Genomic DNA, 26,982 nt, shown 5'->3' on the forward strand with positions numbered 1-26,982 from the left:
GGTGCAAGGATAGAGTGAAGATCCCTTGAATGTGATTAAAGCGATTGAATGCATTGACAATTTTAGGGTGTCGATAAAAATTTGTGTTTTGACCTCTCTAAAGGTTTTTTTAATAATTCTCTATCCAAAAAATTAATAATAAGTAAAAATTACAACACTAAAGAGGTGTTGGCTGCACTAGGGGTGGTTTTAAGTGGCGTTACTAAAAAGTATTCAATTTAAAGATTTGCTGCTGATTTATACCAAGTCTTTTTTGTTAGGCTTGCTGTTTATTATGCCGTTTGCCTATATTCAGTTTAGTCAGATTCAGTCTGATATGCAGGTCAGCTATTTTATTATGCCGGTCTTGGCGGCCCTGCTGGTAGGCGTGCTATTGTCACAGGTCTTGCTGCTTAAATCCAAAATCGCCAGGGAGCGCACGCTATTTAAAGCGGCGGTCGACTTTACCCTGGAGTTCACCTATATCCGTTCGGTCTCAGGGAAGTACGAGTATGTTTCACCGGCGGTTATGGATATTACTGGCTACAGCCAGGAGGATTTTTATAATCAGCCGAACTTTATGGACATGATTATTCACCCTGACGATCTGCATCTTTGGCATGGTCATGTGCACAATGTGAATGGCAATGGGGATCCGGAAAATATTGAATTCCGCATTGTGACGCGCTCCGGGGAGGTGCGGTGGATTCAGCATCTTTGCGGCCCGGTTCAAGGCGAGCATGGTGAAATTATCGCAGTGCGTTCAACCAATATCGATGTCACCGAGCGCCGCTTGCAGGAGGATCAGGTTAAGAAGATCGGTTTTTATGATCCGCTGACCAACTTGCCAAACCGCCGCTACATTGCAGATTATATGGAGAATTTGATTCGTAGAAACCAGATGGCGATTGAAGGGCAAGAATTTGCGGTGATGTTTCTCGATTTGAATCGATTTAAATACGTGAATGATGCCTACGGGCATTCCATTGGTGATGAGTTACTGGTTCAAGTGGCTCAGCGTTTTAATAGCAGTTGTGTGCAATCGCAAAAAGGCATGATCAGCCGTTTCGGCGGGGATGAGTTCTTAATTGTCAAGAATGAGGGGGTATCTGAGGCCGAAATTCGAGATTGCGTTTCGATGATGAATCAACTCTTAGAAGCACCTTTTATGGTGAAAGGGCACAGTCTTAGTGTCGGTGTGAGTGTTGGGGTGGCGGTTTATCCGCGTGACGGTTTGAATGCGGAAACTTTGATTAAAAACGCGGATGCGGCGATGTTCCAGGCTAAAAACCAGGGGTTGTCGATGAAATTCTTCTCTCAGGAGATGGAGGAACACGCCTCGAACATGGTGGGGTTGCAGGCCCGTCTGAAGAGCGCTCTGAACGAAGGGTTGATTCAGCCGTTTTATCAGCCTTTGGTGGACATGAAAACCGGGCATACTATTGGGGTCGAGGTCTTGGCTCGTTGGGTGACTCAAGACGGTTCTCAGGCCCCTTCTCCGGCCGTGTTTATTCCTGTTTCGGAAGAGACGGGGTTGATCTGGTCTCTCAGTGAAGTGATGATTTCCCAAGCGGGTCGGCAAATTTTGAAGTGGCAGGAACAGGGGGTGTCGATGAAATACTCGATCAACGTTTCTGCACGTCAATTTGCGGATGAAAACTTCTGTTCACAAGCGATTAATCAGTTTAAACGTCTGGGAATTGATCCGAGATCCGTGCAGATTGAATTAACCGAAACCGTTCTTTTGAATAATATTGAGCGCAGTATTGAAAAGGTGCAAATGCTGAAATCTGAAGGCTTTTCGATTGCTTTGGACGATTTTGGAACCGGTTTTGCCTCATTGCACTATTTGACCATGTTTCCGCTCGATACGCTTAAAGTGGATCGTGCTTTTGTGGTTAATATCCTGGAAGATGAACGCCAATACGCCATCGCGCGTTCCATTATCAATCTGGCGCACGACCTGAATCTGGTGGTGGTGGCTGAAGGGATTGAAACCGAGGAGCAGCGTAAACTGCTCGCCGAACTGGGGTGTGATATTGGCCAGGGCTATTTGTTCAGCCGTCCAGTTGAGCCGGAACACATTTCGCTAAGCCATATCGGTGGCGGCGACAGTTATATTCCTCGAGGAGCCTCATTGCAATAGCCGTGGAGTGAGGTGTTCCTATCGCTAACGGCTTGAAAGATCGAGTAAATTCGGCGAAAATACACGGCTTTATTTAAGGAAGCCGAAGAAGGGACCGTTCCCTTCGGTATAACCTCTCGTGAAACGACAAGATTTTTTCTTTGAACTCCCCGACGCATTGATTGCTCAACAGCCAGCCAAAGAGCGCCGTGGCAGCCGCCTGCTGGTGCTTGATCCTGCGCAGCCGACCGAACAAAGTGTGACCGATCGGCAGTTCCCCGACCTGCTCAATTATCTGCGCCCAAATGATTTATTGGTGTTCAACAACACCAAGGTGATTCCGGCCCGCCTGTTCGGGCAAAAAGCCACAGGCGGCAAAATTGAATTGCTGATTGAGCGGGTGATCGATGATCAAACCCTTTTGACCCATATCCGTTCCAGCAAGTCGCCGAAACAAGGCGCGGTGCTGACGATTGAAAACGCCTTTGATGTGGAAGTCGTCGGGCGTCAAGACGCTCTGTTTATCGTTAAAGTGTTGGCGGATAAAAATGCCTTGGAGCTGATAGAAACGCATGGTCATATGCCGTTGCCGCCGTACATCGAACGCCAGCAAGATCAAGAAGAAGACAAAGAGCGTTATCAAACGGTGTATTCGGCTAAGCCTGGAGCAGTAGCGGCTCCCACCGCGGGTTTGCATTTTGATGAAGCGCTGTTACAGGAGATTGCCGATAAAGGGGTCGATTTAGGCTTCGTGACGTTGCATGTGGGGGCGGGGACCTTCAAGCCGGTGCAGGTCGACGATATTTCCGAACATGTTATGCACTCGGAATATTTTGAAGTCGATGAACCGCTGGTTCAGCAAATTGAGCAGGCCCGGTCAAAAGGCGGGCGGGTGTTTGCCGTGGGCACGACCAGTGTTCGCTGTTTGGAAAGTGCGGCCTTGATGAGTGGCGATGGCCCGTTAAAGGCGTGCCGGGGTGAAACCGATATTTTCATTACCCCAGGCTATCAATTTAAACAGGTGGACGGTCTGCTGACCAATTTTCATCTGCCTGAATCCACACTGATTATGCTGGTCTCCGCTTTGGCAGGCTATGAGCACACTATGAACGCGTATCGACATGCGGTGCAGCAGCAGTATCGCTTTTTCAGCTATGGTGATGCCATGCTGATTTTGCCGAAATCCAAATAGATAAAATACAAGCAGGCCGTACCAACTGAGCAGGCCTGTTCCAACCCGATGAGCAATGGAATAAAACATGGAATTTGAATTAGATAATACCGATGGGCGAGCCCGCCGAGGGCGCTTGAAGTTTGAGCGCGGCGTGGTGGAGACGCCGGCGTTTATGCCTGTGGGAACTTACGGTTCCGTCAAAGGGATGACGCCGGAAGAGGTCAAAGCGACCGGCGCGCAGATTATTCTTGGTAATACCTTTCATCTGGCCTTGCGTCCGGGTACTGACATTATCGAGTTGCACGGTGACCTGCATGACTTTACCCACTGGGAAGGTCCGATCCTGACCGATTCCGGCGGGTTTCAAGTGTTCAGCCTGGGCAAGATGCGTAAAATCAAAGAAGAAGGGGTGACGTTCAGCAGTCCGGTAGACGGGGCCAAAATTTTTATGGGGCCGGAAGAATCCATGGAAATTCAGCGCAAGTTGGGATCCGATATCGTGATGATTTTTGATGAGTGTACCCCGTACCCGGCGAGTCACGAAGTCGCGAATGAGTCGATGCAGTTGTCGTTGCGTTGGGCGAAGCGTTCCAAAATTGCGCACGGCGATAACCCTTCTGCACTGTTTGGCATTGTCCAGGGCGGCATGTATGAAGATTTGCGCCGCGAGTCGATCGAAAAGCTCAAGGAGATCGGTTTTGACGGCTATGCGATCGGCGGCCTGTCGGTCGGCGAACCCAAAGAAGAGATGATGGCGACATTGGATTACACCGAGCCGCATATGCCGAAGGACAAGCCGCGCTATCTCATGGGGGTGGGTAAGCCGGAAGATATTGTTGAGGCGGTGCGTCGCGGGATTGATATGTTTGACTGCGTGATCCCGACACGCAATGCGCGCAACGGGTTCCTGTTTACTTCGGAAGGCGTGGTGAAAATCCGCAATGCCAAGCATAAAACCAGTTTGGAACCACTCGATCCGAATTGCGACTGCTATACCTGCCAAAACTATACCCGCTCGTATCTGCATCACTTGGACAAGTGCCATGAAATTCAGGGCGCGCGTTTGAACACCATTCATAATTTGCACTATTATCAGACCTTAATGAAAGGGCTGCGTGATGCCATTGCCGGCAATCGTTTGGATGCATTTGTTGAGGCGTTTTATGCGGGAATCGGTCAGCCGGTTCCGGCGCTTTAAGGTCGTTAAAGTTGCATAGCAGGCCTGCTGAGTTTTGGATTTGTAGAAAAAAATCAACAGGCCCGCTCTTTTAGGTGATTTTTAGCAGATTTTTCATTTTTCCTGTGCCACAATACACAGGTTTTATTACAGCTTATTGATAAGAAGAGACCTTTGTACGAGCCAATGCCATGGCTGAAAAGGTTAAAATCCACCGATTTTCGTTAAAAAACTGGGCAATAGCCTGCTATTACCTGCGTTTTTGTCTTAAATCGGCGAATTTTTCCACTTTTTCTACCTACGTCCTGACTCGTGCAAAGGTCTCCAGAATTAGGAGAAAATTATGAGCTTTTTCATCAGTGACGCGATGGCAGAAGGAACGGCAGCAGCACAAGGCGGCGGTTGGGAAGGATTGATTCCGCTGGTTCTACTGTTTTTGGTGTTTTATTTCTTGTTGATTCGTCCTCAACAGAAAAAAGTTAAAGAGCACAAAGCTTTGGTCGCGGCGATTAAAAAAGGCGATGAAGTGGTCACTTACGGCGGTTTATTGGGTAAAGTCCGCGAGCTGGATGAAAACTTCTGTGATCTAGAAATTGCTGATGACGTTATTGTGAAGGTTGAACGTCAAAACGTTGCGCGCCTTCTGCCAAAAGGCACCATGAAAGGCGAATAAGCGATTTAAGAGTAACGAAAGGGGCGGACAGCCCCTTTTGTCGTTTCATAACCTTGGTTTTAATCTTTTAAATTCGGAATTTCAATATGTTCCAAACACAGCAAAAAGTGATTGCAAACCGCTATCCGGCATGGAAATACCTGTTGTTGGTGGTGGTTACCGTGATCGGTTTGATTTATGCCATGCCCAATCTATTTGGGGATGATCCGGCCGTTCAGGTCTCTCCGGCCAAATCCGTGACATTTGATGAGGACACGCGTCAACAGATCGATCAGATTCTGACGCAGGCTAATCTGGCGGTGAAGTCGTCAGAGTTTGCAGAAGGTCGCTTTTTGATTCGCTTTGATAATACCGAAGATCAGCTTAAAGCCAAATCGTTGCTTAAGGATGCATTGGGGCGCAGTGCGGTGGTGGCGCTGAACTTGGCTCCGGCTACGCCGGAGTTTTTGCGTGCCATGGGGGCTCAGCCCATGTATCTGGGGCTGGATCTGCGCGGCGGGGTACATTTCCTGATGGATGTGGATATGGACGCTGCGGTTGAAAAAGCCTATTTGCGTTATGAAGACGAAGTCAAAGGTGCGTTGCGTGAAAACAAGGTGCGTTACTTAAGTGCGGATTATGAAAACGAGCAGTTATTGGTTAAGTTTCGCGATGTTGACAGCATGCAGGCGGGACAAAAGGTATTGCAAAATCAGTTTGGCGAAGAGCTGAAAGCGGTGGCGAACCAGGAAACGGCTACGCCATTGGTGGCGCTAAAATTGTCGCCAAGCAGTATCGCCGAAACCAAAAAGTTTGCTCTGCAGCAAAACATCACCACCTTGCGTAACCGTATCAATGAATTGGGGGTGGCCGAACCTGTGATTCAACAGCAAGGTGAACGCCGTATCGTCGTTCAGCTTCCTGGGGTGCAGGATACGGCGCGTGCCAAGGAGATTTTGGGCGCGACGGCGACATTGGAATTCCGCCTGGTGGAAGAACGTGGTGACCCATACCGTGCCGAAGAGACCGGTTATGCACCGCATGGTGCCAAGTTGTATAAATTCCGTGACGGCACGCCTTTGCTGTTGCAGCGCAGCGTCATTGTCAGCGGTGAAAACGTCATTAATGCCCAGTCGGGGATTGACCCTGAACAGGGCTCGGCCATGGTAAATGTGACCCTGGATGGTGCCGGTGGGCGCAAGATGTTGGCGACCACCAAGAAGAACGTTGGTAACCGCATGGCGGTGGTATACATTGAAAACCGTGTGGAAACCATTGAGCAAAATGGCGAGAAACTGAAAAAGCGCATTACCACCAAGGACGTGATCAATGCGGCCGTGATTCGCGGCCAGTTCGCCAACCGTTTCCAGATTACCGGTTTGGATTCACCGCAGGAAGCGCAAGACTTGGCGTTGCTGCTGCGTGCCGGTGCCTTGGCCGCACCAATGGAGATTGTGGAAGAACGTACTGTTGGGCCAAGCTTGGGTCAAGAAAACATCGACCAAGGTTTCATGTCGGTGATTGTCGGTTTTATTCTGGTGTTGATCGTCATGGTGTGGCGCTATAAAACTTTCGGCATGGTGGCTAACCTGGCGCTGACGTTGAACCTGGTGATTATTGTTGCGGTATTGTCGATGCTGCAAGCGACTTTGACCTTGCCGGGGATCGCCGGGATCGTATTGACAGTGGGGATGGCGGTGGATGCCAATGTGTTGATCTTCGAGCGAATTCGCGAAGAGTTGAAAAACAGCTCGATTCAGACGGCCATTTATGCGGGGTATGAAAAGGCATTTGTGACCATTGCCGATGCCAATATCACAACCCTATTGGCGGCGATTGTTCTGTTCAGTTTTGGAACCGGGCCGATCAAAGGCTTTGCCATTACCTTGTCGATCGGGATTCTGACCTCAATGTTTACCGCCATTTTAGGCACGCGCGCCATCATCAATTTGATGTATGGCAATAAGCGTGTTGAAAAGCTGTCGATTTAGGAGGTTCAGATGAGCGAAACAACCATGGAAAAGCAGATTAATTTTATGGGGCAACGTCATCTGGCGATGGCGTTGTCCCTGTTGATGATTGTCGGTTCCTTTGTCGGTTTATGGATGAAGGGATTGAATTTTGGGATTGATTTTACCGGCGGAACCCTGATTGAGGTGGCGTATCCGCAAGCAGTCGATCTTAAGGAAGTGCGTAGCGACTTGGCAAATGCCGGTTATGACGAAGCAGTGGCGCAGCACTTTGGTTCGGCCACCGACGTTCTGATTCGCATCGCTCCGCGTGAAGGCTTGAACTCGGCGCAGTTGAGTAATCAGGTAATGGACGCGTTAAAGGCGAGTACGGAGAACGGAATCGAGTTGCGTCGTGTGGAGTTCGTCGGCCCTCAGGTAGGGGATGAGTTGACTGAAGACGGGGCTTTGGCGGTGCTTTATGCGCTGATTGGGGTGCTGATTTATGTTGCGTTGCGTTTTGAGTGGCGTTTCTCTGTGGGGTCGGTCGCGGCGTTGATCCACGATGTTATCATTACCTTGGGGGTATTTGCCTGGACGCAGGTTCAGTTTGATCTGACCGTATTGGCCGCGATTCTGGCGGTCATCGGTTACTCGCTCAACGATACCATTGTCGTATTTGACCGGGTGCGTGAAAATTTCCGTACCATGCGTGAAGGTGAACCGGTCGAAGTGACCAATGTCGCCGTCAACCAGATGCTGGCCCGTACCATTATGACCTCGCTGACGACTTTGTTGGTATTGCTGGCACTGTTCTTCCTGGGAGGCGAAATTATCTACGGATTTGCTCTGGCGTTGATTGTCGGGGTGGTCGTTGGGACTTACTCCTCCACTTATGTCGCAAGCGCTGTGGCGTTGATGCTAGGTGTGTCAAAAGAAGACTTGATGAAAGCACCTAAGGAAGAAGGTGATAAAGAGGCGGAAGAGGCTGAATTGCAGCGCATTTTCCTGGAGCAGGAAGCGCGTCGCGAAGCGCGAGAAATCGCGAAGGCACAAAGACAAAACGCCGAAGAGTGATTTGAAATAAAACGGGGTAACATCAAAGGTTGCGTCGTTACGTTAAGCCGCTTAACTCTTAAGCGGCTTTTTTATTTTAATCGCTCTAGGTTACGGTTTGTATTTTGTCTCTAAAATTAGGTTGTTCGTTGTTTATTAAGGGATTTTAAGCGACAATAACGCCATTTTTGTAGTAACCCCAATATCCAGGTCTGGGATTTCACTGTCGAACTGTATTGTTAACAGGCCTGGTTGAACCAAAGAAGATAGAAGTTTCATGTCCAATTCAAATCTATTGGAAATCAGCAAGCGACGCACGTTTGCGATTATCTCTCACCCGGATGCAGGGAAGACCACCGTTACCGAGAAGCTGTTGTTATACGGCGGCGCAATTCAGATGGCGGGTGCGGTTAAAAGCCGTAAGACCGACCGTGGGGCCACCTCAGACTGGATGAAGATGGAGCAGGAGCGCGGGATTTCGGTGGCTTCATCGGTGATGCAGTTCCCCTATAAAGAGGTGATGATGAACCTGTTGGATACTCCGGGGCACGAGGATTTCTCCGAAGATACTTACCGTGTATTGACCGCGGTGGATTCGGCGTTGATGGTGATCGACGTCGCCAAAGGGGTTGAGGATCGTACCATCAAGCTGATGGAAGTCTGCCGTCTGCGTACCACGCCGATTTTGACCTTTATCAATAAGCTTGACCGAGAAGGGAAGGAACCGATCGACCTGCTGGACGAAGTGGAAGATGTGCTCAAAATCGCCTGCGCGCCGATGACTTGGCCGATCGGCATGGGCAAACGCTTTAAGGGTATTTATCATCTGTACAATGATACCGTGCGTTTGTTTGCACAAGCCGACGGCCAGCGTGCTTCGGAAGGGGAGTTGATTGAAGGGCTGGATAATCCGCGTTTGGACGAAGTACTTGGGTCCCAGGCCGAAGAGCTGCGTGAGGAAATTGAACTGGTGCGCGGCGCCAGTCACGAGTTTGATCTGGATGCATTTTTGCAAGGCGAGTTGACCCCGGTCTTTTTCGGTTCGGCGGTGAACAACTTTGGTTTGCAGGAATTGCTGGACGGATTTGCCATGTATGCGCCACCGCCGCATGGACGTGAAACGGAAACCCGTTTTGTCGAAGCCAATGAGGATAAGCTGACTGGTTTTGTGTTCAAGATTCAGGCGAATATGGATCCGCAACATCGTGACCGTGTCGCCTTTATGCGCATTGTCTCCGGTAAATACGAAGCGGGGATGAAGCTCAAGCAGGTGCGTATCGGTAAGGATGTGAAAATTTCCAAAGCAATTACCTTTTTGGCCAATAAGCGCGAGCAGGCGGAAGAAGCCTATGCGGGCGATATCATTGGTTTGCACAACCATGGCACCATCAAGATCGGGGATACCTTTACCCAAGGTGAGGAGTTGAAGTTTACCGGAATTCCGAACTTTGCGCCGGAGCTGTTCCGTCGCGCCCAGCTGAAAGATCCGATGAAAATGAAAGCGCTGCAGAAAGGGTTGACCCAGCTTTCGGAAGAGGGGGCAACACAGTTGTTCCGCCCGATTGCCAATAACGACCTGATTCTGGGCGCGGTTGGGATTTTGCAGTTTGAGGTGGTGGCGCAGCGTCTTAAAGACGAATACAACGTGAGCTGCATTTTTGAGCCGGTTAACGTCAATACGGCGCGTTGGGTCATCGGCGAGAAAGCGGAAATCGATAAGTTCCTGGATAAGGTGCGGGACAATGTCGCTTATGACGCCGCGGATCAGCTGGTTTATATTGCGCCGACACGCGTCAATCTGTCTCTGATCGAAGAGCGTTGGCCGAATTTGCAATTCGTTGCGACCCGCGAACACTGATCGACAGATAACGCTAATAAAAAAGCCCTGCAATACACCTGTGTTGCAGGGCTTTTTTATGGGTCGCTGTTACAAACCAAACAGGCCTGTTCGGTTTGTCGTTTGCATTAGATTTCGCTGATCAGGAAGGTAACACGGCGGTTTTGGCGTTTGCCTTCCGTCGTATCGTTGCTGGCAATCGGGCGGTCTTCACCGTAACCGTAAGTTTTAATGCGGTTACTGGCGATGCCGTTGTTCATCAGATGCAAAGCCACCCCTTTTGCACGGTTTTCTGAAAGCTGCTGGTTATAAGCTCTGGAACCGTCGGAGTCTGTATGCCCTTCAATATGCACAATGGTGTTAGGGTGGTTGTTCAGGGCATTGATCACCGGCGTTAAACGCGACAGTTCATAAGGCTCCAAGTCGGCAGAACCTGAGCGGAAGTTAACATTTTGCACGTTGACCTGGATGTACTCTTGATTGCCGATTTTGACCGCGTCTACCTGAGTGTTGGGATCACTGGCGGTATCTTTGTAGATTTCGCTGTACACCGCTCGTGCGGTTACCCCGGTAATCGCCCCGATAGCGACCTTGCCGACGTTGTTGTCGACACCAAGCGCATTGGCTGCAAGGATGCCGCCGATGACGGCCGCACCGGTTAGGATGTTTTTCTCTTGTTCGCGTTCTTCAGCTGTTTTATATGGGCTGCTTGAGCAACCGTTAAGCATGAGCGTTGAAAGTGCTAAAGAGGTGACGGCCAAAGTGGCTAGTGCTGATTTTTTCATAACCTGCTCCATTAAGTAAGATGCCGACGTTGGCATATTTTGAGGTCGTTAATCAATTTAACTCTATTTATAGACAGTTTGCGAATTAATTCAAGTGGTTTGCAGCAATCTCAAAGATATTTAAAGCCTATCGTCACCATTAAAACGGAACAGGTCTGCTGGTTTTTTTACAGTAAGACGATCGTCGCCAAGCCAAGGAACACGAAGAAGCCCAGGGAGTCGGTGACGGTCGTCAGCATCAAGCCGGAGGCCAGTGCCGGATCAATGCGCATGCGTTGCAGGACGAGCGGGATGGTCGCACCGGCGAGTGCGGCTGCGACCAGGTTAATCATGAGTGCGGAGGCGAAGATCAGGCTAAGAGCCCAGTCCTGGAACCAGATAAGTACGGCAATCCCGGTAAGCACGGCCCAGATCAGGCCATTTAACGCGCCGACGGTGGTTTCTTTAATCAGCAGCGAGCGGCTGTTTTGTGCTCCAAGTTTTCCGGTGGCCAAAGCACGAATGACGATGGTCGCGGTTTGCGTGCCCGCAATCCCGCCCATGCTGGCGATGATTGGCATCAAGACGGCTAAGGCAACGATCTTTTCAATCGACGCGTCAAACAGGCCGATGACGATGGAGGCGAAAATGGCGGTCAATAGATTGATGCCAAGCCAGAAGGTACGACGCTTGGCAGAACGTGTTGCTGGGGCGAAGATGTCCTCATCTTCATTCAGACCCGCGCTGGCCATTTGCGCGTGTTCACCTTCTTCACGGATGATGTCGACGACGTCATCGATGGTGATGCGGCCAAGGATTTTATTGCTGTCGTTGACGACGGCAATCGCGATCAAATCGTGTTTTTCGAACAGTTGAGCGACCTCTTTTTCCGGGGTAAAGGCTTTGATGGTCGGCTGTTGGCTATCGACGAGATCGGAAACCAGTGTATCCGGGTCGTGGGTTAACAAGGCATCCAGTTTAAGTGTGCCGACATAATGCTCTTCACGGTCCCGCACGAATAGATCGACAGTGGAACGTGGCAATTCGCCAAGTTTGCGCAGGTAGCGCAGCACGACATCGAGAGTGATGTCGGCACGGACGGCGATGAAATCGGTACTCATCAAACCACCGGCGGTATCTTCCGGATAGGAGAGGGCCATTTCCACCGCTGAGCGCTCTTCCTCATCGAGAGATTCCAACAGGGTCTGTTGACCTTCTTCACTCAGGGACTGGGCGATGTCGGTAATGTCATCGGTTTCTAAGTTTTCGGTGATTTCGGTCAGTTCATGGGGGGCAAGCTGCTCAAGCAGGCTGGCTCGAACTTCATCGTTGGTATGCGCGAGGATTTCCCCTTGAATGTCCGCATTCAACACGTCCCATAGAAAGTGACGCCCTTTAGGCGGCATGGATTCAAGAATTTCGGCGATGTCTTCAGCGACAAGGTGGACGCTGAGCTCAATGATTTTATCTTGATTTTCTTCCTGAACGGCAGCCAGAATCTGTTGAGTAATTAGGGTCTTATCTGTGACAGTGGTGCTTTGTGTCATAGTGCCTCCTGTGTGATTTTGGTTGCCGGTTAGGAATAAATTTTTATTATTTTAGCAGGGGAATATGGCAAGTTAATGAAAAAGAGCATCTATAAACGGTTTTCTTGTCATTTTAAGGCATAAAAAAACGCCCAAAAGGGCGTTTTCAGAAAGGTTAATGATCGCTCACCTCTGACTTAGGCTTCCGCCATGTTTTTAACACCGCCAGATTTTTGTTTGTGATCACCGATTTTTTCTTTATGTTTGATGATTTGACGATCCAATTTGTCGATCAAACCGTCAATAGAGGCGTACATGTCATCTGTATCGTGTTGGGCAAATAGATCTGTACCAGAGACGTGAACGGTCGCTTCCGCTTTTTGATTTTGTTTTTCTACAGTCAGAATGACGTGAACGTTGGTGACATGGTCGAAGTGACGTTCTAATTTGCTCATTTTTTCAGTGACGTAATCACGCAATGCATCGGTGACTTCTACGTGGTGACCAGTAATATTGATTTGCATTTTATCGCTCCTTTCTTCTTGTGTCATGCGATGATGAAATTCCTTGAAAAAGTCCTCAAGTCACTATTTTCATTGTATTTGGGCTTTAAGGTCACTTTTTAATTTCACTTTCAGTATAACATTAAGTACTCAAAAATTAGCAGATTAATTCCGGACTTTGCTGTTTGTAAAAACCGTTTTTGTGGCGTTAAACCGATTGGAGTCAGGAGTGGCTTGGTTGGCAGAATTAGGCAACAACGTTTTCTATGAAGCGAGGTGAATTAAGCAAAATCTTCACCTAAGTAGACGCGTTTGACTTCGCTGTGGTTGAGAATTTCTTCCGGCGTTCCCGAGGCGAGAATCGTCCCGGCATGGAGAATATAGGCGTGATCACATACGCCTAGGGTTTCGCGAACATTGTGGTCGGTGATTAAAACGCCGATACCTTTGTCTTTCAGGTGAAGAATGATGCTTTGAATGTCTTTTACAGAAATCGGATCCACGCCGGCAAAGGGTTCGTCCAGCAGAATGAAACGCGGCTCCATGGCCAAGGCACGGGCAATTTCCACGCGCCGACGCTCGCCGCCGGAGAGGGCTTGCCCGGGTTGTTCCAAAATATGGCCGATTTGCAAATCATCGATCAGGTGTTCAAAAATGGCATTGCGCTGATCCCGATCAAGCTCCGAGCGCATTTCCAGAATGGCACGGATATTCTCTTCCACGGTGAGTTTGCGAAACACGGAGGCTTCCTGTGGTAGATAGCCGATGCCGCGGCGGGCGCGTTCGTGGATCGGTAGGCGACTGATCTCCTCATTACCCAGGTAGATTTCACCGCTGTCATTGGTCACCAGCCCGGTCATCATATAGAACGTGGTGGTTTTTCCGGCCCCGTTGGGTCCAAGCAGGCCAACGACCTGGCCGTTGTACACATCCAGATCGACGGAGGTGACTACAGTGCGTTTTTTATAACTCTTAGCGAGGTTGCGAGCGTAAAAGTGAGTCACTGTCTAATCCTGTTGCTCTCGGTTTTTATCGGGTTGGTTTTCAGGAGTGATGGTCACGGAAATACGCTGCTTTTGTTGCGGTGTACTTTCCGCTTGCAGCGTCTGTTTTTGCATGTCATAGAATAGCTTTGGCCCTTTAATATTATGCTTTCCGGGCTGTTCCACTACGGCGTTACCGGTTAAAAGAACGGTTTTGGAGGTGGCGCGGTAATCGATAAAATCGGCTTGTCCGGTTACCCAGCTTTGTTCGACAGGGTCAAAACGTTTGAAACGAGCGGGTTGGCCGGTAACTTCGATTTTTTGGATGTCTCGTTGCGGGTGATAAAGTGTGACCTGATCGCCGTAGAGGGACATTTTGCCTTGAGTGATTTCCACGTTGCCTTTGTAAACGCTGATTCCTTTTAAGTCTTGAATGTCCAGCGAGTCTGCGGTGATGTGAATAGGCTGCTGATCGTCAGGCAGAGCTTGCTTCACCGTTTTCGTATTGTTGGCGTTTTCAGCCGCCGCCGAAGATGGGGCGATTGAAACAAATGCGGGAAGTCCAAGAAAGGTGGCTAGGAAAAGCGTTCGAAGCGGTCTCATTCACATTCCATTTTATTACTTGGGCGTTGATTTAGAGTGGCCAGTCTCTTCTACTTGGTATAGCCCTTCTACATTGGAGAGCAGTTGAAAATGGCGATTTGCAATGTCCGCTCTCAGGCCGGTTCCACTGGTCACATTTTTTTGGTGAGTCAGTGTGACCGGTAGATCCGTATAGGCCTGTTGAGTATTGGCATTATAAGTGATCTGTTCGGTTTTCAAGAGGCTATTTTGGCTTGTTGTTCCAATCTTTGCAATTGGCAATGCGTATTGGCGCAGCTGCACATGGCCCTCAAGTTCAATCAATGAGTCATCCAGGGTTTTTCCTGAGCGGCTTTCGATAGTGATGGTTTGCTCAGGTTCGATCAGTGTGATGACCGGTTGCCTTAAGTCGCTGCTTTTTTGCGATTCCTGATAAAACACGCTGTCTGCTTGGGTAATGATGTGGCGCGGTTCGCTCTTTTTTTCAAATTGCCAGGTCGTGCTGTTGAAAAGTTGCCAGCTGTAATCAGTCGACTTGAGTGACGAGTCGGTGATTTGAATCGAAGTGGGCGATTGTTTAAATGCAATCCATAAAGCGAGCGCGGATAAAAGTAGAGTGAAAATAATGAATCGGGCGTTAAACATCCGTTTCTCCGGTCATCGCTTGTTAAGTTACTTTACGCAATCATGCACTGGTTGAAAAGGCGGTGCGTTTGGTGGTCAGGCCTCTGTATTTTAGTACGAGTCGCCTTGGCGGAGAAGTTTTTTACGATAACCGTTGGTGAGGTTTAGAGCTGCCCTGGATGGATTTTTGGTTTAGAGCGACTCGCGCAAGTAGAAATCCATATGCTGTTGCCAACGGCCCTGCGCTTTCATTAGCAGTTCGCACATTTCGCGGACGCATCCGCGTCCTCCTTCAAAGGTGGAGATGTGATCCACACGAGATTTGACCTCCGGATCACCATCGGCAGGCGTCGCCGATAGGCCCACACGGGTCAGGATGGGGAGGTCAAGGATGTCGTCACCGATATAGGCCACTTCATCAAAGCCGATTTGCAAGGAATCCATCAGCTGGAGAAAAGTGGGTAACTTGTCAGGTACCCCCTGATAAACGTGTTTCACCTTGAGGTCACGCATACGATTGGCAACTAACTGAGATTTGCGCCCGGTGATAATGCCGATATCGACGCCGGATTTTTGCAGCATCACCATGCCGTGCCCATCGCGGGTATAAAAGCTTTTCAGTTCTTGTCCGTCATCGCTGTAATAGAGAAAATTGTTGGTGAGAACGCCATCAACGTCTAATAGCAGTAGTTTGATTTTTTCGGCTTTCGCCATCAACTTTTCTGAAAACATCATAAGACTCCGAGTTGGGCTTGTGTCTGGCTTAGGCGGCAATGGATCGCATGTATAGCAATGCGATATAGCTGATAAAGGCGATAAACAGAAGCACCCCTTTAAATTTATTGATCATTGAAGGGCCGCCGCGACGCGACAGGGCTAAAACCAGCATGGCAAGCGTAAAGCCAAGCATGATCGGGAAATCTTCGTTTAGCAGGGCGCTTTCAAGTACGGTCGGTGCCAGCAAAGCGGGAACAGACATGACGGCCAAAATATTGAACAGATTGGAACCGACGATATTGCCGATCATTAAATCGGCTTCGTTTTTGAGTGCAGCACTGATGGCGGCGGCTAATTCCGGCAGGCTGGTCCCGATGGCAATAATGGTCAAGCCAATGACCAGTTCCGAGACTTCAAAATATTGGGCAATCTCGACTGCGCCCCACACCATCATTTTGGCGCTTCCCATCAAAATAAGTAGACCGGTAATCAAGAGAATCAACGATTTTTTGAGCGGCATCTCCGACATGGTATCGACGGCTTGCGACGTCTCGCTGGTGAGCGGATCGCGTGGGTCGGCGTCTTTATTGACGCGAATCATCCAGATCATAGCAATCACCAGGCCTGCTAATAGAATCAGGCCGTCGATAAACTCCAAGCGTTGGTCGATGACGAGTAGGTATGCGCCAATGGAAATGGCCAGCAAGACAGGGATTTCGCGCTTGATCAATGACGATTTAACTGCAATAGGTGCGATGATGGCGGTCACCCCTAGAACGAGGCCGATGTTGGCGATGTTGGAACCAACAGCGTTTCCGATCGCCAGTTCAGGGCTGTTGTCAAGCGAGGCTTGAATGGCCACCAGTACTTCCGGCATAGAGGTTCCAAAACCAAGCACGACAACGCCGATAATCAGTGGTGAGATTGAAAGGTGTTTGGCGGTGCTGACTGAACCGTCAATAAAAACGTCTGAACTCCATACCAAAAGGGCAAGGCCAATCAGAAGAATAAAGCTGGGAAGAAGCAGGGCAGTTGCCATAATGTCTCAATCTGTCTGTTTTTGTCGCAATTTGCACGGTTTATTTAGCGCAACATTATAACTAAAGAGTCTTGTTTTAATAAGTTTTTTTTATGTCTAAGTCGGAATGATAAAAGATAGTAAAATAGCCGACATTTTAAATGCTATGGTGGAGCGTGCGTTTCTTATGTGGCCTGAAGATAAAGTTTTTCATGGTGATTCAAACTGGGCAATGGAGGAGCAAACGGTATGAATAATCTGCAAATTGGTACGTTTGGTTGGCAGCATGCGGATTGGCTTGGGACTTTTTATCCTGAAGATCTGCCGCAAGACTGGGAATTGGACTATTACAGTAATGCATTTCGCGTTGTGTTGTTGCCTCAGGCGCAATGGAGACAATGGGGAGAGGAGGAAATCGAAGATGCTTTGGATGCCGTGGAAGGCGATTTCTCATTCTTTTTGGCGTTGTCGGAACCCTTAAGTGAGGTGTTGGCTTCTCAGATTGAAGTGGTGAAATCACACATGGGGTCCAAGCTAGGAGGGGTGGTGGTATTTGCCGAAGATTGGCTACCGGATGAGTGGATTTGCGGTTTGCCGGTAAGTTTGGTGTCAAGCAGTCAGACGTTACCTGGCTGGCGCTGGCAATGGGCGAATCAGGTTTGCTCTGGAGCGCCTTTCGGTTTTGTGGCGGATCTGCCCAGAGAGGGGAAAGAGCAGGCAAAAATGCTACAGAACTTTATGCAAAGCTTGCCTGAGAATTTGCTGGGTGCCCCCTTTTTTATCGGAGGGGAATCCATTAATATGGCGCAGGTTACGGACCTTAAAGTCATCGGCGAGATTTCAGGTTATTAATTCAAACTAAGGTCTGAAATGAAAATGAAGTCGGCAGCTGGTTCGTTAATTCGCAAGTAAGCAGGCCTGGTGTCTTGTTCTAAATACAGTGTTTCTGTAAAACTGTTAAACATCCATTGTTCTAGGCAATGGCGTTACCATGAGAGAACGGTGTTATGTCGTCTGATAAGTTGATTGAAATTCAGAATCTGAGCTTTTCCAGAGGAAGTCGTAAGATTTTCGATCAGCTTGACTTGGTGATTCCTAAAGGCAAGGTGACTGCGATTATGGGGCCCAGCGGTACAGGTAAAACCACGCTGCTGAAACTGATTGCCGGCCAAATTAAGCCGGATAGCGGGCGTATATTGGTTGAAGGCGAGGATGTCCATAAGTTAAAACGCTCGCGCTTATATGCGCTTCGCAAGAAAATGGGGATGCTGTTCCAGAGCGGCGCCTTGCTGACAGATTTAAGTGTGTTTGATAATGTCGCCTTCCCTCTTCGAGAGCATACCAAACTTCCCGAATCTTTAATTTATCCCCTGGTTTTGATGAAGCTGCAGGCGGTTGGTCTCAAGGGCGCAAGAGATTTGATGCCTTCCGAACTTTCCGGGGGCATGTCGCGCCGAGTGGCATTGGCTAGAGCCATCTCCCTGGACCCGGAAATGATTTTTTACGATGAGCCTTTTGTCGGTCAGGACCCGATTACTATGGGGGTGCTGGTAGAGTTGATTCGCAAACTTAATGATAGTTTGGGTATTTCCAGTGTCGTGGTATCTCACGATGTGCATGAGGTGCTTTCCATAGCGGATCATGTTTGCGTGTTGTCGGAAGGGCGTATCATCGTGCAGGGCAGTAAAGATGAGGTGCTGAACTCGGGTTCTGAGTACGCTCAACAGTTTTTGCAAGGGTTGCCGGATGGGCCGGTGCCTTTTCATTATTCTTCTGAAGGTTATCTCGAGGCCTTGCGCCCAAAAGGTAAAAAGTGATGCAGGGTATATTGAATAAGCTGACCTATTTGGGGCGTTTTGCGCTTGATGTGCTCTCCGGGCTGGGCCGTATGGCGTTTTTCTTCGTGTCGATTCTGCCTGCGATTCCGAATGCGTTTGTGCGCCTGGAACTGTTGGTCAAACAGGTGTATGTGGCAGGGGTCTTGTCTTTACCGATTATTCTCACCGCTGGGCTGTTTGTGGGCATGGTTTTGAGCCTCCAGGGGTATAATATTCTTGTTGATTTCAACTCCGAAGAAGCCGTGGGAACCATGACAGCGCTGTCGCTTTTACGTGAGTTGGGGCCCGTGGTGGCGGCTCTGTTGTTTGCCGGACGAGCGGGATCGGCTTTAACGGCCGAAATCGGCCTTATGCGCTCGACTGAACAAATATCGGCTCTGGAAATGATGGCCGTCGATCCACTTAAGTTTATTTATGCGCCACGTTTTACCGCCGCTTTAATTGCGTTGCCGATGCTTTCGTTGTTGTTTATTGCGATGGGGGTTCTGGGCGGTTACCTGGTTGGCGTTGGTTGGTTAGGTGTGGATGAAGGGGCTTACTGGGCACAGATGCAGGATTCAGTTGATTGGCAGGATGATGTGGTTAACGGCATTATTAAATCCGTCGCCTTTGCCGTATTGATCGCAGTCATTTCGCTGTTTCAGGGGTTTGATGCGATACCGACTTCGGAGGGTGTGAGTAATGCGACGACCAGAACCGTGGTGCACTCCTCGTTAGGCGTTCTTGGCTTGGATTTTATTCTGACAACTTTAATGTTCAGTTAAGGTTTCGCAAACCCAAAGCGGGTAAAATGATTTTATAACGGTTAAGGAATGAAGATATGAAAAGACAACTTAAAGTCGAAATCTGGGTAGGGGCCTTTGTGTTAATGACCTTGGTTTCACTGGCGGTCATTGCTTTTCAGGTCAGTAACTTTAATAGCTGGAAAGATAAACCCAGTTATCAGGTTTCTGCGTTGTTCAACAATATCGGCGGTTTAAAGGTGCGCGCTCCCGTCAAGATCAGCGGCGTAGTGGTGGGACGCGTGGTCGATATCAGTGTCGACCCGAAAACTTATCAGGCTAAAGTCGTGATGAGTATTTATAACGAATACAATGACCTGCCGATCGACACGTCGGGTTCGATTTTAACTTCGGGGTTATTGGGGGATCAATATATTGGTTTGGTCATCGGGGCGGATGAAGAGGTCTTAAAAGACGGGGATCAGTTGGATCTCACCCAGTCGGCCTTGGTGTTAGAGGATTTGATCGGTCAGTTCCTGGTCAAGTTCAGTGAAGGAGATTGAAAATGTTGAGCAAAAAATTGCGCGTGTGGCTGATTGGTTTGAGTTTGATATTGACGGGGGGGGGTGCTAACGCTCAGGAAACGACGATTTCTCAAGATAATCCCGAAGTGATGATTGCTCAGTTATCCGAGACGGTGATGAATGCACTCAACGAGCAACGCGAAGAGTTGGAAGGGAATCCGCAAAAAATTAAAGCCTTTGCTCAGCATTATGTATTGCCGTATGTGGATACCCCTAAAATGGCGCGTTATGTCATGGGAAGATATTGGCGTACGACGACACAGGAACAGCAAAATGCATTTGTTGAAGAGTTTACGACGACGTTGTTGCGCTCTTATTCGCAAAGTCTGCTGAAACTGAAAATCACTCAAGTCGCAGTAAAACCGCAAGTTGAGGAGAAGCCCGGACGGGTCACGGTGCCTTCTGAAGTCACTCAAGCGGATGGGAATAAAACGGATGTGATTTATCGTGCGTATCTGGATAAAAAACAGAACAAGTGGATGGTGTACGATGTGACGGTTGAAGGTGTCAGTATGCTTTTGAGTTACCGTAAAACCTATGATTCTGAATTTTCCAAAGTCGGTGTCGATCAAGTGATCGCGACGATGAAAGAAAAAAATAAAGAGTTTAATGGGGCTTAATGGTGGTTAAAGCGGCAGAGGAAAATCAAAGTCTGCATTGGTTGAGTGAAACCAGTCTGGCGCTTCCCGGTGTGGTGACCGTCAAAACGGTTCCCACGCTGTTACGGCAGTTCGAAAAACAGCCGGGAAAAGTTGAGATGGTGGACTGTACAGCAGTGCATCAGGCGGACAGTTCGGCTTTAGCATTATTGCTTTCTTGGCAATCCCAGCTGGACCAACCCCTTAAAATCAAAGGATTGCCCGAGCAGCTGCAAACGCTGCTTCATCTCTATGATCTTGAATCGGTTCTGGTCATCTGAGCTGTTCTCATCATCTGTTTGGCGCTGTATCAAGCGCCAAAAATAACATTCTAAAATTTCGGATTGAAAACTAAGGTAAATAAGCAGTATGTCATCTGCGGTAAAGTTTGAACAAGTCACCAAACAGTACGGTGATTTTGAAGCGCTTAAAGGCATTTCGTTTGACGTGGAAGAAGGAGCTTTTTTTGGCCTTCTTGGACCGAACGGTGCCGGCAAGTCGACGCTGATTAATGCGATGTCGGGATTGTTGGTGCCGTCAAGCGGTCAAATTCGAGTACACGGTTGTGATGTCATTAAGGATTATCGCCAAACCCGTCGATTGTTGGGGCTGGTGCCTCAGGAGTTGATTTCCGACCCTTTCTTTTCTATCCGTCAGCTGCTTGAGTTGCAGTCGGGGTATTTCGGTTTGAAAGGCAAACAGCAGAAGGCGTGGATTGATGAACTTCTGCATCGCCTGGCCTTGGTCGATAAAGCGGATGCCATTACCAACCAGCTTTCAGGTGGCATGAAACGTCGCGTTCTGATTGCCATGGCGTTGGTGCATAAGCCTAAGGTGCTGGTGCTGGATGAGCCAACGGCAGGCGTTGATGTTGATCTAAGGCATACGCTTTGGGAGTTCACCAAAGAGCTGCACCAGCAGGGACATACGATTATTTTGACCACGCATTATCTGGAAGAGGCGGAAGCGCTGTGTGAAAAGGTCGCGATCATGCAAAAAGGCGAAGTCAAAGCGCTGGATACGACGAGTCAGTTGCTGGCGAGCCATCCTTTCCGCTATGTACGCGTTTCTTTTGAAGAGGCTAATCCGGATTTGAATGAGGCGTTGGCATCTCGTTTGGTCGAAAGTGACGCTTCCGGCCATTTGTTTAAGGTGGAAAAAGAGCAGACGATGTCCGAGATGTTGGGCATGATTCATAGCAGTGGCCTGCAGGTAAAAGATATCCGCAGTCGGGATGCCACGTTGGAAGAGGTCTTTATGCAGTTAACAGGAGCGGCTCAGGCATGATGGAGTTTAATTTTGCTGGGGCTTGGGCTCTGTTTGTTAAAGAGGTTCGACGCTTTTATTCGGTGGCGGTGCAGACGATTTTTGCGCCGGTGGTTTCAACCCTGTTGTACCTGTTAGTATTCGGTCAGGTGATCGACACCCAGATTGAGGTATTTAGTGGTCTGAATTACAGCCAGTTTTTAATACCGGGGTTGGTGATGATGGCGATTTTGCAAAACGCGTTTGCCAATACTTCATCCAGCTTGATCCAATCGAAAATGCACGGCAATTTGACATTTGCCTTATTAAGTCCGATCTCGCCGCTGGAATTTTACCTGGCGTTCATCGCTGCATCCGTGATTCGCGGTCTGGCAGTGGGAATTGGTATTTTAGTCGTAGGCAGCATCGGCTTTGACCTGGCGTTTAATGCGCCGGGGTGGGTTTTGCTGTTTGCCGTACTCAGCGCGGCGATGATGGGCGGGCTGGGCATGCTGGCCGGTATTTTGTCGGATAAATATGATCATCTGGCCGCGTTTCAGAACTTTATCATTATGCCTTTGACTTTTTTAAGCGGCGTGTTTTATTCGATTCATGCGTTGCCGGAGATTTGGCAAACCGTTTCTCACTTTAATCCGTTCTTTTATATGGTAGATGGTTTCCGTTATGGTTTCTTCAAACAGTCTGACGTATCGGCGGGGTTAAGTTTGGTGGTTACCGTCGGGTTCTTGCTGTTGATAACCGCGATTAATCTGATTTTATTGAATAAAGGCGTTAAAATACGCAAATAATTTTTAATAGGTCAAGATGTAACAGATGTCTCCAGATAAGATTAAAGAAATGATTCAGGCGGCGATTTCTGACGCGCAAGTGGAAATGTCAGGAGCGGATTGCAATTTTTCGGTCGTGGTCACCAGTTCCGAATTTGAAGGTAAAAGCCCGCTTCAGCGCCATAGAATGGTGAATGATATCTTTAAAACTCAATTTGAGAGCGGAGAGCTGCACGCTCTGTCGATTAAGACCCTTGTGAAATAAAGTTAGCGCAGATTGAGTTTAAGACGTAAAAGATGGATAAGTTAGTCATAGATAGCCGCGGTCAACTCGCTGGCACAGTTGAAATTTCGGGTTCTAAAAATGCCGCTTTGCCGATTCTGATGGGCTGTCTTATGGCTGAAACCTCGGTGACCCTATCAAATGTCCCACATCTTAAAGATGTGACCACCACGATTCAGTTGCTGGCGTCAATGGGGGTGGTGATCACCTTTGACGAACGTCTGAATATCGAAATCGATGCATCTCATGTGGTGGTCAAAGAGGCCGAGTATGATCTGGTCAAAACCATGCGTGCCTCTATTTTGGTCTTGGGGCCTTTGTTGGCCCGTTTTGGTGAGGCCAAAGTTTCCCTGCCCGGCGGATGTGCCATCGGTTCCCGCCCCGTCAATATCCATATTGAGGGAATGCAGAAGATGGGGGCGGAGATTCGAGTTGAAAACGGGTATATCATTGCCAAATGTGACCGCTTGAAAGGCGCAGATATTACGATGCATCCGGTGACGGTCACCGGAACGGAAAACCTGTTGATGGCGGCCGTTCTGGCGGAAGGAACGACCACACTGCGCAATGCGGCCAGAGAGCCTGAAGTAGTGGACTTGGCGCACTTTCTGAATGAGATGGGCGCGAAAATTTCCGGAATTGGCAGCGATGTATTAGTCGTCGAAGGGGTGGATGCGCTTAAAGGCGTGAATTACAGCGTGATTCCCGACCGGATTGAAGCCGGAACCTATTTGGCGGCCGCGGCAATCACCCATAGCCGGGTTACGGTAACCAAAGCAAATCCGGGGCATTTAACCGCCGTACTGGATAAGTTCGAAGAAGCCGGGGCGTTGATTGAAATAGAGGGTGATGCGATTACCCTGGACATGCGTGATCGTGCCCTTAAACCGGTCAATATTGTAACAGATCCTTATCCGGCATTCCCTACCGATATGCAGGCGCAGTTTTTGGTTATGAATACGTTGGCAGAAGGCGAGTCGACGATTACCGAAACGATCTTTGAGAATCGTTTTATGCATGTTTCCGAGTTGATTCGTATGGGGGCCGATATTCGCGTAGAAGGCAATACCGCTTATATCAAAGGGGTGAAAAAGCTGACTGGAGCACGCGTGATGGCGACCGATCTGCGCGCCTCGGCCAGTTTAATCCTGGCAGGCCTGGTGGCGGAAGGGGAGACCGTGGTCGAGCGCGTTTACCATATCGACCGTGGTTACGAACTGATTGAAGAAAAGTTCCATAAATTAGGCGCGCATATTTATCGCGTAACGGACGAATAGATTGCGTCTAAAAACGAATTTTAATTTTTAAGTGATTGATGTAGATTATGAAACAGCCTTTAACCATTGCACTTTCAAAAGGGCGCATTTATAAAGACACTGTGCCTTTACTGGAAGCCGCCGGGATTGAACCGCTGGAAGATCCTAGTAAAAGTCGTAAATTGATTATCCCGACAAACCACGATAATGTGCGCTTGTTGATTGTCCGTGCAACCGATGCGCCGACGTATGTGGCCCATGGCGCAGCGGATATCGGTGTGGCCGGTAAAGATGTGTTGATGGAAGCGCCTGCGGACAACCTGTATGAGCTTCTGGATTTGCAGATCGCTAAGTGTAAATTGATGGTAGCCGGTCCCGAAGTTGAAAAACCGCACGGCCATCGCCTCAAGATTGCGACCAAATATCTTAAATCCGCTCAGGCCTATTATGCCGAGAAAGGTGAGCAGGTCGATTTGATCAAATTGTACGGTTCCATGGAGATCGCGCCGTTGATTGATCTGGCGGATCGTATTGTGGATTTGGTGGATACGGGAAATACCTTGCGTGCCAATGGATTGGTTCCGCTGGAGCATATCGCCGATATCAGTTCGCGTTTGATCGTGAATCAGCATGCATACAAAACTAAATTTGAACAGATTAATGAAATTGTTAAACAATTCCAAACAGTGATAGAGAAACAAAATGCTTAATATTCGTCGTTTATCTGCTAACGCAGCAGGCTTTAGAGAAGAGTTGGATCAATTGTTGGCGTGGGAAACGGTATCGAACCAGTCGGTCAATGATATCGTCAACGAAGTCTGCGCACGCGTTCGTAACGAAGGTGATGCAGCTCTGTTGGAGTACACCGCCAAATTTGACCGTTTGTCGCTAAATTCCGCTGCGGAATTGGAAATCTCTCAAGAACGTTTACAACAAGCGTTGCAAGCGATTCCAGCCGATCAGCGCGAGTCACTGGAAATTTCTGCAGAGCGTGTGCGTGCCTACCATGAGCGCCAAATTCAAGAGTCTTGGACTTACGAAGAAGCCGACGGCACCATGTTGGGACAGCAGGTTACACCTTTGGATTCGGTGGGCCTCTATGTTCCGGGCGGAAAGGCGGCTTATCCATCATCCGTCATCATGAACGCGATTCCAGCGAAAGTGGCGGGCGTTGAAAAATTGATTATGGTGGTGCCGACCCCGGACGGTGAGGTGAACGAAATGGTGTTGGCGGCTGCCGCGATCTGCGGTGTAGATCGAGTATTCACGCTTGGCGGTGCGCAAGCGGTTGCCGCTTTGGCGTACGGTACGGAAACCGTGCCGGCCGTGGATAAGATTGTCGGTCCGGGTAACATCTTTGTGGCGACAGCCAAGCGTTTGGTGTTCGGAACCGTCGGTATTGATATGATCGCCGGGCCGTCGGAAATTTTGGTGTACTGCGACGGTAAAACCGATCCGGATTGGATTGCAGTGGATCTGTTCTCGCAAGCGGAGCACGATGAAGACGCGCAAGCGATTTTGGTGACGCAAGATGCGGAGTTTGCCGAAAAAGTCTATGAAAGCATGAACAAGCTGTTGCCGACCATGCCGCGTCAGGAAATTATCCGTAAGGCTTTAGACGATCGCGGTGCGATTATTGTGGTCGATAATGAAGAGCAGGCGGTGGAGATGATTAACCTCATCGCACCGGAGCACTTGGAGTTGTCCGTGGATGACCCTAAAGCGTTGTTGCCGAAGATCCGTCACGCGGGCGCCATCTTTATGGGTCGCTATACGGCCGAGGCGCTTGGTGATTACTGCGCCGGGCCTAACCACGTATTGCCGACTTCACGTACCGCGCGTTTCTCGTCACCGTTGGGCGTGTATGACTTCCAGAAGCGTTCCAGCCTGATTATGGTTTCTGAAGAGGGCGCTAACACGCTTGGTAAGGTGGCCGGTATTCTAGCCGACGGTGAAGGTTTGCAAGCACACGCGGCTTCGGCACGTTACCGTGTAAAAGGGTGATTTGAGTAACCTCTTCAAATAAAGCTATTTAAAAAAACCACCAATTTTGGTGGTTTTTTTTAGCCCGAAAAAGCGATTTAAACTCAGCAGGCCTGGTTTTGGGTGGTTTTAAATGCAAGGAGTCAGTTATGCAACGCGACGAGTTGGTTTCCTATCTGCAGACTTATTTACAGGTTGCGGACTATAAAGATTACGCGCCGAATGGACTTCAGGTCGAAGGCAAGCAAGAGATTAAAACGATTGTGACCGGCGTCACCGCGTGTCAAGCGCTGATTGACGAAGCGATTCGCCTGAATGCGGATGCAATCCTAGTGCATCACGGCTATTTCTGGAAAAGTGAGCCGGTTGAAATTGTCGGTTTTAAACAGAAGCGCATCAAATTGCTGTTGACGCACGACATTAATTTAATGGCCTATCATTTACCTTTGGATGGCCACGCCGAACTGGGGAATAATGCCATGCTCGGCAAGCTTTGGAAGTTGCAAGATATTACCCCGCAACCCGGCCTGCTCAGATTGGGCAAACTCAACAGGCCTGTTCAAATTGATGAGTTTGTTGAAACAGTTGAACGCTCTTTAAACCGGGCTCCGCTGCATTTGCCGGGCGGGCCGGAGCAAATTCAAACCGTGGCCTGGTGCAGCGGTGGTGCGCAAGGCTATATTGATCAGGCATTAGCTTGGGGAGCCGACCTGTATATCAGTGGGGAAGTTTCCGAACAGACCACCCATTTGGCCATGGAAGGAGGAATTCACTACCTGGCCGCTGGGCATCACGCTACGGAGCGACTCGGCATTAAGGCTTTGGGTGAGCATTTGGCGGATAAATTCGGCTTGAGTTGTCATTTTGTAGACATCCCCAATCCCGTCTGACAGGGCGAAAGCACTGTTCGTTACGTAATTAATCTATTGAATGAGATGTTATAGATAGAATTTATTTCTGGTATCATAAGCAAACTCAT

At 49.0% G+C, this 26,982-nt stretch carries 28 protein-coding genes; 20 read left to right on the top strand and 8 right to left on the bottom strand.

Annotated features, from left to right (window positions below; genetic code table 11):
* The first annotated feature begins 193 nt into the window (after positions 1-193).
* The 7 genes from QCB44_RS01685 to QCB44_RS01715 all read left to right on the top strand — a co-directional run bounded on the left by QCB44_RS01685 (position 194) and on the right by QCB44_RS01715 (position 9,970).
* Positions 194-2,125 carry a bifunctional diguanylate cyclase/phosphodiesterase gene (locus QCB44_RS01685; RefSeq protein ID WP_279407595.1) on the top strand — a complete coding sequence of 644 codons (1,932 nt, stop codon included), beginning with the start codon at positions 194-196 and terminating at the stop codon, positions 2,123-2,125.
* Between the two features lie 118 nt (positions 2,126-2,243).
* Entirely contained in the window at positions 2,244-3,296 is a 1,053-nt protein-coding gene (queA, locus tag QCB44_RS01690; protein WP_279407596.1) for a tRNA preQ1(34) S-adenosylmethionine ribosyltransferase-isomerase QueA, read from the top strand.
* 67 nt (positions 3,297-3,363) lie between these two features.
* The gene (gene tgt / locus QCB44_RS01695) at positions 3,364-4,476 is read left to right on the top strand and encodes a tRNA guanosine(34) transglycosylase Tgt (protein ID WP_279407597.1); all 1,113 of its coding nucleotides are present in this window, start codon (positions 3,364-3,366) and stop codon (positions 4,474-4,476) included.
* 322 nt (positions 4,477-4,798) lie between these two features.
* Entirely contained in the window at positions 4,799-5,128 is a 330-nt protein-coding gene (gene yajC / locus QCB44_RS01700; RefSeq protein WP_279407598.1) for a preprotein translocase subunit YajC, read from the top strand.
* 86 nt (positions 5,129-5,214) lie between these two features.
* Positions 5,215-7,098 carry a protein translocase subunit SecD gene (secD, locus tag QCB44_RS01705; protein ID WP_279407599.1) on the top strand — a complete coding sequence of 628 codons (1,884 nt, stop codon included), beginning with the start codon at positions 5,215-5,217 and terminating at the stop codon, positions 7,096-7,098.
* A gap of 9 nt (positions 7,099-7,107) precedes the next feature.
* The gene (secF, locus tag QCB44_RS01710; RefSeq protein ID WP_279407600.1) at positions 7,108-8,133 is read left to right on the top strand and encodes a protein translocase subunit SecF; all 1,026 of its coding nucleotides are present in this window, start codon (positions 7,108-7,110) and stop codon (positions 8,131-8,133) included.
* A 256-nt stretch (positions 8,134-8,389) separates the two neighbouring features.
* A complete protein-coding gene (locus QCB44_RS01715) occupies positions 8,390-9,970 on the top strand; it encodes a peptide chain release factor 3 (RefSeq protein WP_279407601.1) in 1,581 nt (526 codons plus the stop codon).
* 107 nt (positions 9,971-10,077) lie between these two features.
* Here the strand turns inward: QCB44_RS01715 and QCB44_RS01720 are convergent, their stop codons facing one another.
* From QCB44_RS01720 to QCB44_RS01755, 8 genes are all read right to left on the bottom strand, one after another.
* Positions 10,078-10,734, bottom strand: coding sequence for an OmpA family protein (locus QCB44_RS01720; RefSeq protein WP_279407602.1), 657 nt, complete (start codon positions 10,732-10,734; stop codon positions 10,078-10,080).
* A gap of 167 nt (positions 10,735-10,901) precedes the next feature.
* A complete protein-coding gene (gene mgtE / locus QCB44_RS01725) occupies positions 10,902-12,260 on the bottom strand; it encodes a magnesium transporter (RefSeq protein WP_279407603.1) in 1,359 nt (452 codons plus the stop codon).
* A gap of 176 nt (positions 12,261-12,436) precedes the next feature.
* The gene (gene raiA / locus QCB44_RS01730) at positions 12,437-12,763 is read right to left on the bottom strand and encodes a ribosome-associated translation inhibitor RaiA (protein ID WP_279407604.1); all 327 of its coding nucleotides are present in this window, start codon (positions 12,761-12,763) and stop codon (positions 12,437-12,439) included.
* Positions 12,764-13,023: 260 nt separating this feature from the next.
* On the bottom strand, positions 13,024-13,746 hold the full coding sequence (lptB, locus tag QCB44_RS01735; protein ID WP_279407605.1) for an LPS export ABC transporter ATP-binding protein: 723 nt from the start codon (positions 13,744-13,746) through the stop codon (positions 13,024-13,026).
* Positions 13,747-13,749: 3 nt separating this feature from the next.
* Positions 13,750-14,328, bottom strand: coding sequence for a lipopolysaccharide transport periplasmic protein LptA (lptA, locus tag QCB44_RS01740; RefSeq protein WP_279407606.1), 579 nt, complete (start codon positions 14,326-14,328; stop codon positions 13,750-13,752).
* Positions 14,329-14,343: 15 nt separating this feature from the next.
* Complete coding sequence (lptC, locus tag QCB44_RS01745) at positions 14,344-14,952, bottom strand: LPS export ABC transporter periplasmic protein LptC (RefSeq protein ID WP_279407607.1); 609 nt, start codon at positions 14,950-14,952, stop codon at positions 14,344-14,346.
* A gap of 171 nt (positions 14,953-15,123) precedes the next feature.
* Complete coding sequence (locus QCB44_RS01750) at positions 15,124-15,666, bottom strand: HAD hydrolase family protein (RefSeq protein ID WP_279407608.1); 543 nt, start codon at positions 15,664-15,666, stop codon at positions 15,124-15,126.
* 28 nt (positions 15,667-15,694) lie between these two features.
* Positions 15,695-16,687, bottom strand: coding sequence for a calcium/sodium antiporter (locus QCB44_RS01755; protein ID WP_279407609.1), 993 nt, complete (start codon positions 16,685-16,687; stop codon positions 15,695-15,697).
* Between the two features lie 228 nt (positions 16,688-16,915).
* Here QCB44_RS01755 and QCB44_RS01760 point away from each other — a divergent pair, with 228 nt between their 5' ends.
* From QCB44_RS01760 to QCB44_RS01820, 13 genes are all read left to right on the top strand, one after another.
* Positions 16,916-17,518 (top strand): hypothetical protein, encoded by a 603-nt coding sequence (locus QCB44_RS01760; protein ID WP_279407610.1) that lies wholly within the window; start codon positions 16,916-16,918, stop codon positions 17,516-17,518.
* Positions 17,519-17,673: 155 nt separating this feature from the next.
* A complete protein-coding gene (locus QCB44_RS01765; RefSeq protein ID WP_279407611.1) occupies positions 17,674-18,483 on the top strand; it encodes an ATP-binding cassette domain-containing protein in 810 nt (269 codons plus the stop codon).
* Entirely contained in the window at positions 18,483-19,268 is a 786-nt protein-coding gene (gene mlaE / locus QCB44_RS01770; RefSeq protein ID WP_279407612.1) for a lipid asymmetry maintenance ABC transporter permease subunit MlaE, read from the top strand. The genes QCB44_RS01765 and mlaE overlap by 1 nt, the downstream gene beginning before the upstream one ends.
* Before the next feature lie 56 nt (positions 19,269-19,324).
* A complete protein-coding gene (mlaD, locus tag QCB44_RS01775) occupies positions 19,325-19,789 on the top strand; it encodes an outer membrane lipid asymmetry maintenance protein MlaD (RefSeq protein WP_279407613.1) in 465 nt (154 codons plus the stop codon).
* A gap of 2 nt (positions 19,790-19,791) precedes the next feature.
* Positions 19,792-20,430: an ABC transporter substrate-binding protein gene (locus tag QCB44_RS01780; protein ID WP_279407614.1), complete on the top strand. Its 639-nt coding sequence runs from the start codon at positions 19,792-19,794 to the stop codon at positions 20,428-20,430.
* On the top strand, positions 20,430-20,729 hold the full coding sequence (locus tag QCB44_RS01785) for an STAS domain-containing protein (RefSeq protein WP_279407615.1): 300 nt from the start codon (positions 20,430-20,432) through the stop codon (positions 20,727-20,729). The genes QCB44_RS01780 and QCB44_RS01785 overlap by 1 nt, the downstream gene beginning before the upstream one ends.
* 88 nt (positions 20,730-20,817) lie before the next feature.
* Positions 20,818-21,735 carry an ABC transporter ATP-binding protein gene (locus QCB44_RS01790; RefSeq protein WP_279407616.1) on the top strand — a complete coding sequence of 306 codons (918 nt, stop codon included), beginning with the start codon at positions 20,818-20,820 and terminating at the stop codon, positions 21,733-21,735.
* The gene (locus QCB44_RS01795) at positions 21,732-22,502 is read left to right on the top strand and encodes an ABC transporter permease (protein WP_279407617.1); all 771 of its coding nucleotides are present in this window, start codon (positions 21,732-21,734) and stop codon (positions 22,500-22,502) included. The genes QCB44_RS01790 and QCB44_RS01795 overlap by 4 nt, the downstream gene beginning before the upstream one ends.
* A gap of 25 nt (positions 22,503-22,527) precedes the next feature.
* On the top strand, positions 22,528-22,746 hold the full coding sequence (locus QCB44_RS01800) for a BolA/IbaG family iron-sulfur metabolism protein (RefSeq protein WP_279407618.1): 219 nt from the start codon (positions 22,528-22,530) through the stop codon (positions 22,744-22,746).
* Between the two features lie 32 nt (positions 22,747-22,778).
* Positions 22,779-24,041 (top strand): UDP-N-acetylglucosamine 1-carboxyvinyltransferase, encoded by a 1,263-nt coding sequence (gene murA / locus QCB44_RS01805; RefSeq protein ID WP_279407619.1) that lies wholly within the window; start codon positions 22,779-22,781, stop codon positions 24,039-24,041.
* Positions 24,042-24,088: 47 nt separating this feature from the next.
* Positions 24,089-24,730, top strand: coding sequence for an ATP phosphoribosyltransferase (hisG, locus tag QCB44_RS01810; protein ID WP_279407620.1), 642 nt, complete (start codon positions 24,089-24,091; stop codon positions 24,728-24,730).
* Entirely contained in the window at positions 24,723-26,024 is a 1,302-nt protein-coding gene (hisD, locus tag QCB44_RS01815) for a histidinol dehydrogenase (RefSeq protein WP_279407621.1), read from the top strand. The genes hisG and hisD overlap by 8 nt, the downstream gene beginning before the upstream one ends.
* Positions 26,025-26,152: 128 nt before the next feature.
* A complete protein-coding gene (locus QCB44_RS01820) occupies positions 26,153-26,893 on the top strand; it encodes a Nif3-like dinuclear metal center hexameric protein (RefSeq protein ID WP_279407622.1) in 741 nt (246 codons plus the stop codon).
* Positions 26,894-26,982: the final 89 nt, after the last annotated feature.

Source organism: Thiomicrorhabdus sp. zzn3 (assembly GCF_029767755.1).
Taxonomy (GTDB): Bacteria; Pseudomonadota; Gammaproteobacteria; order Thiomicrospirales; family Thiomicrospiraceae; genus Thiomicrorhabdus.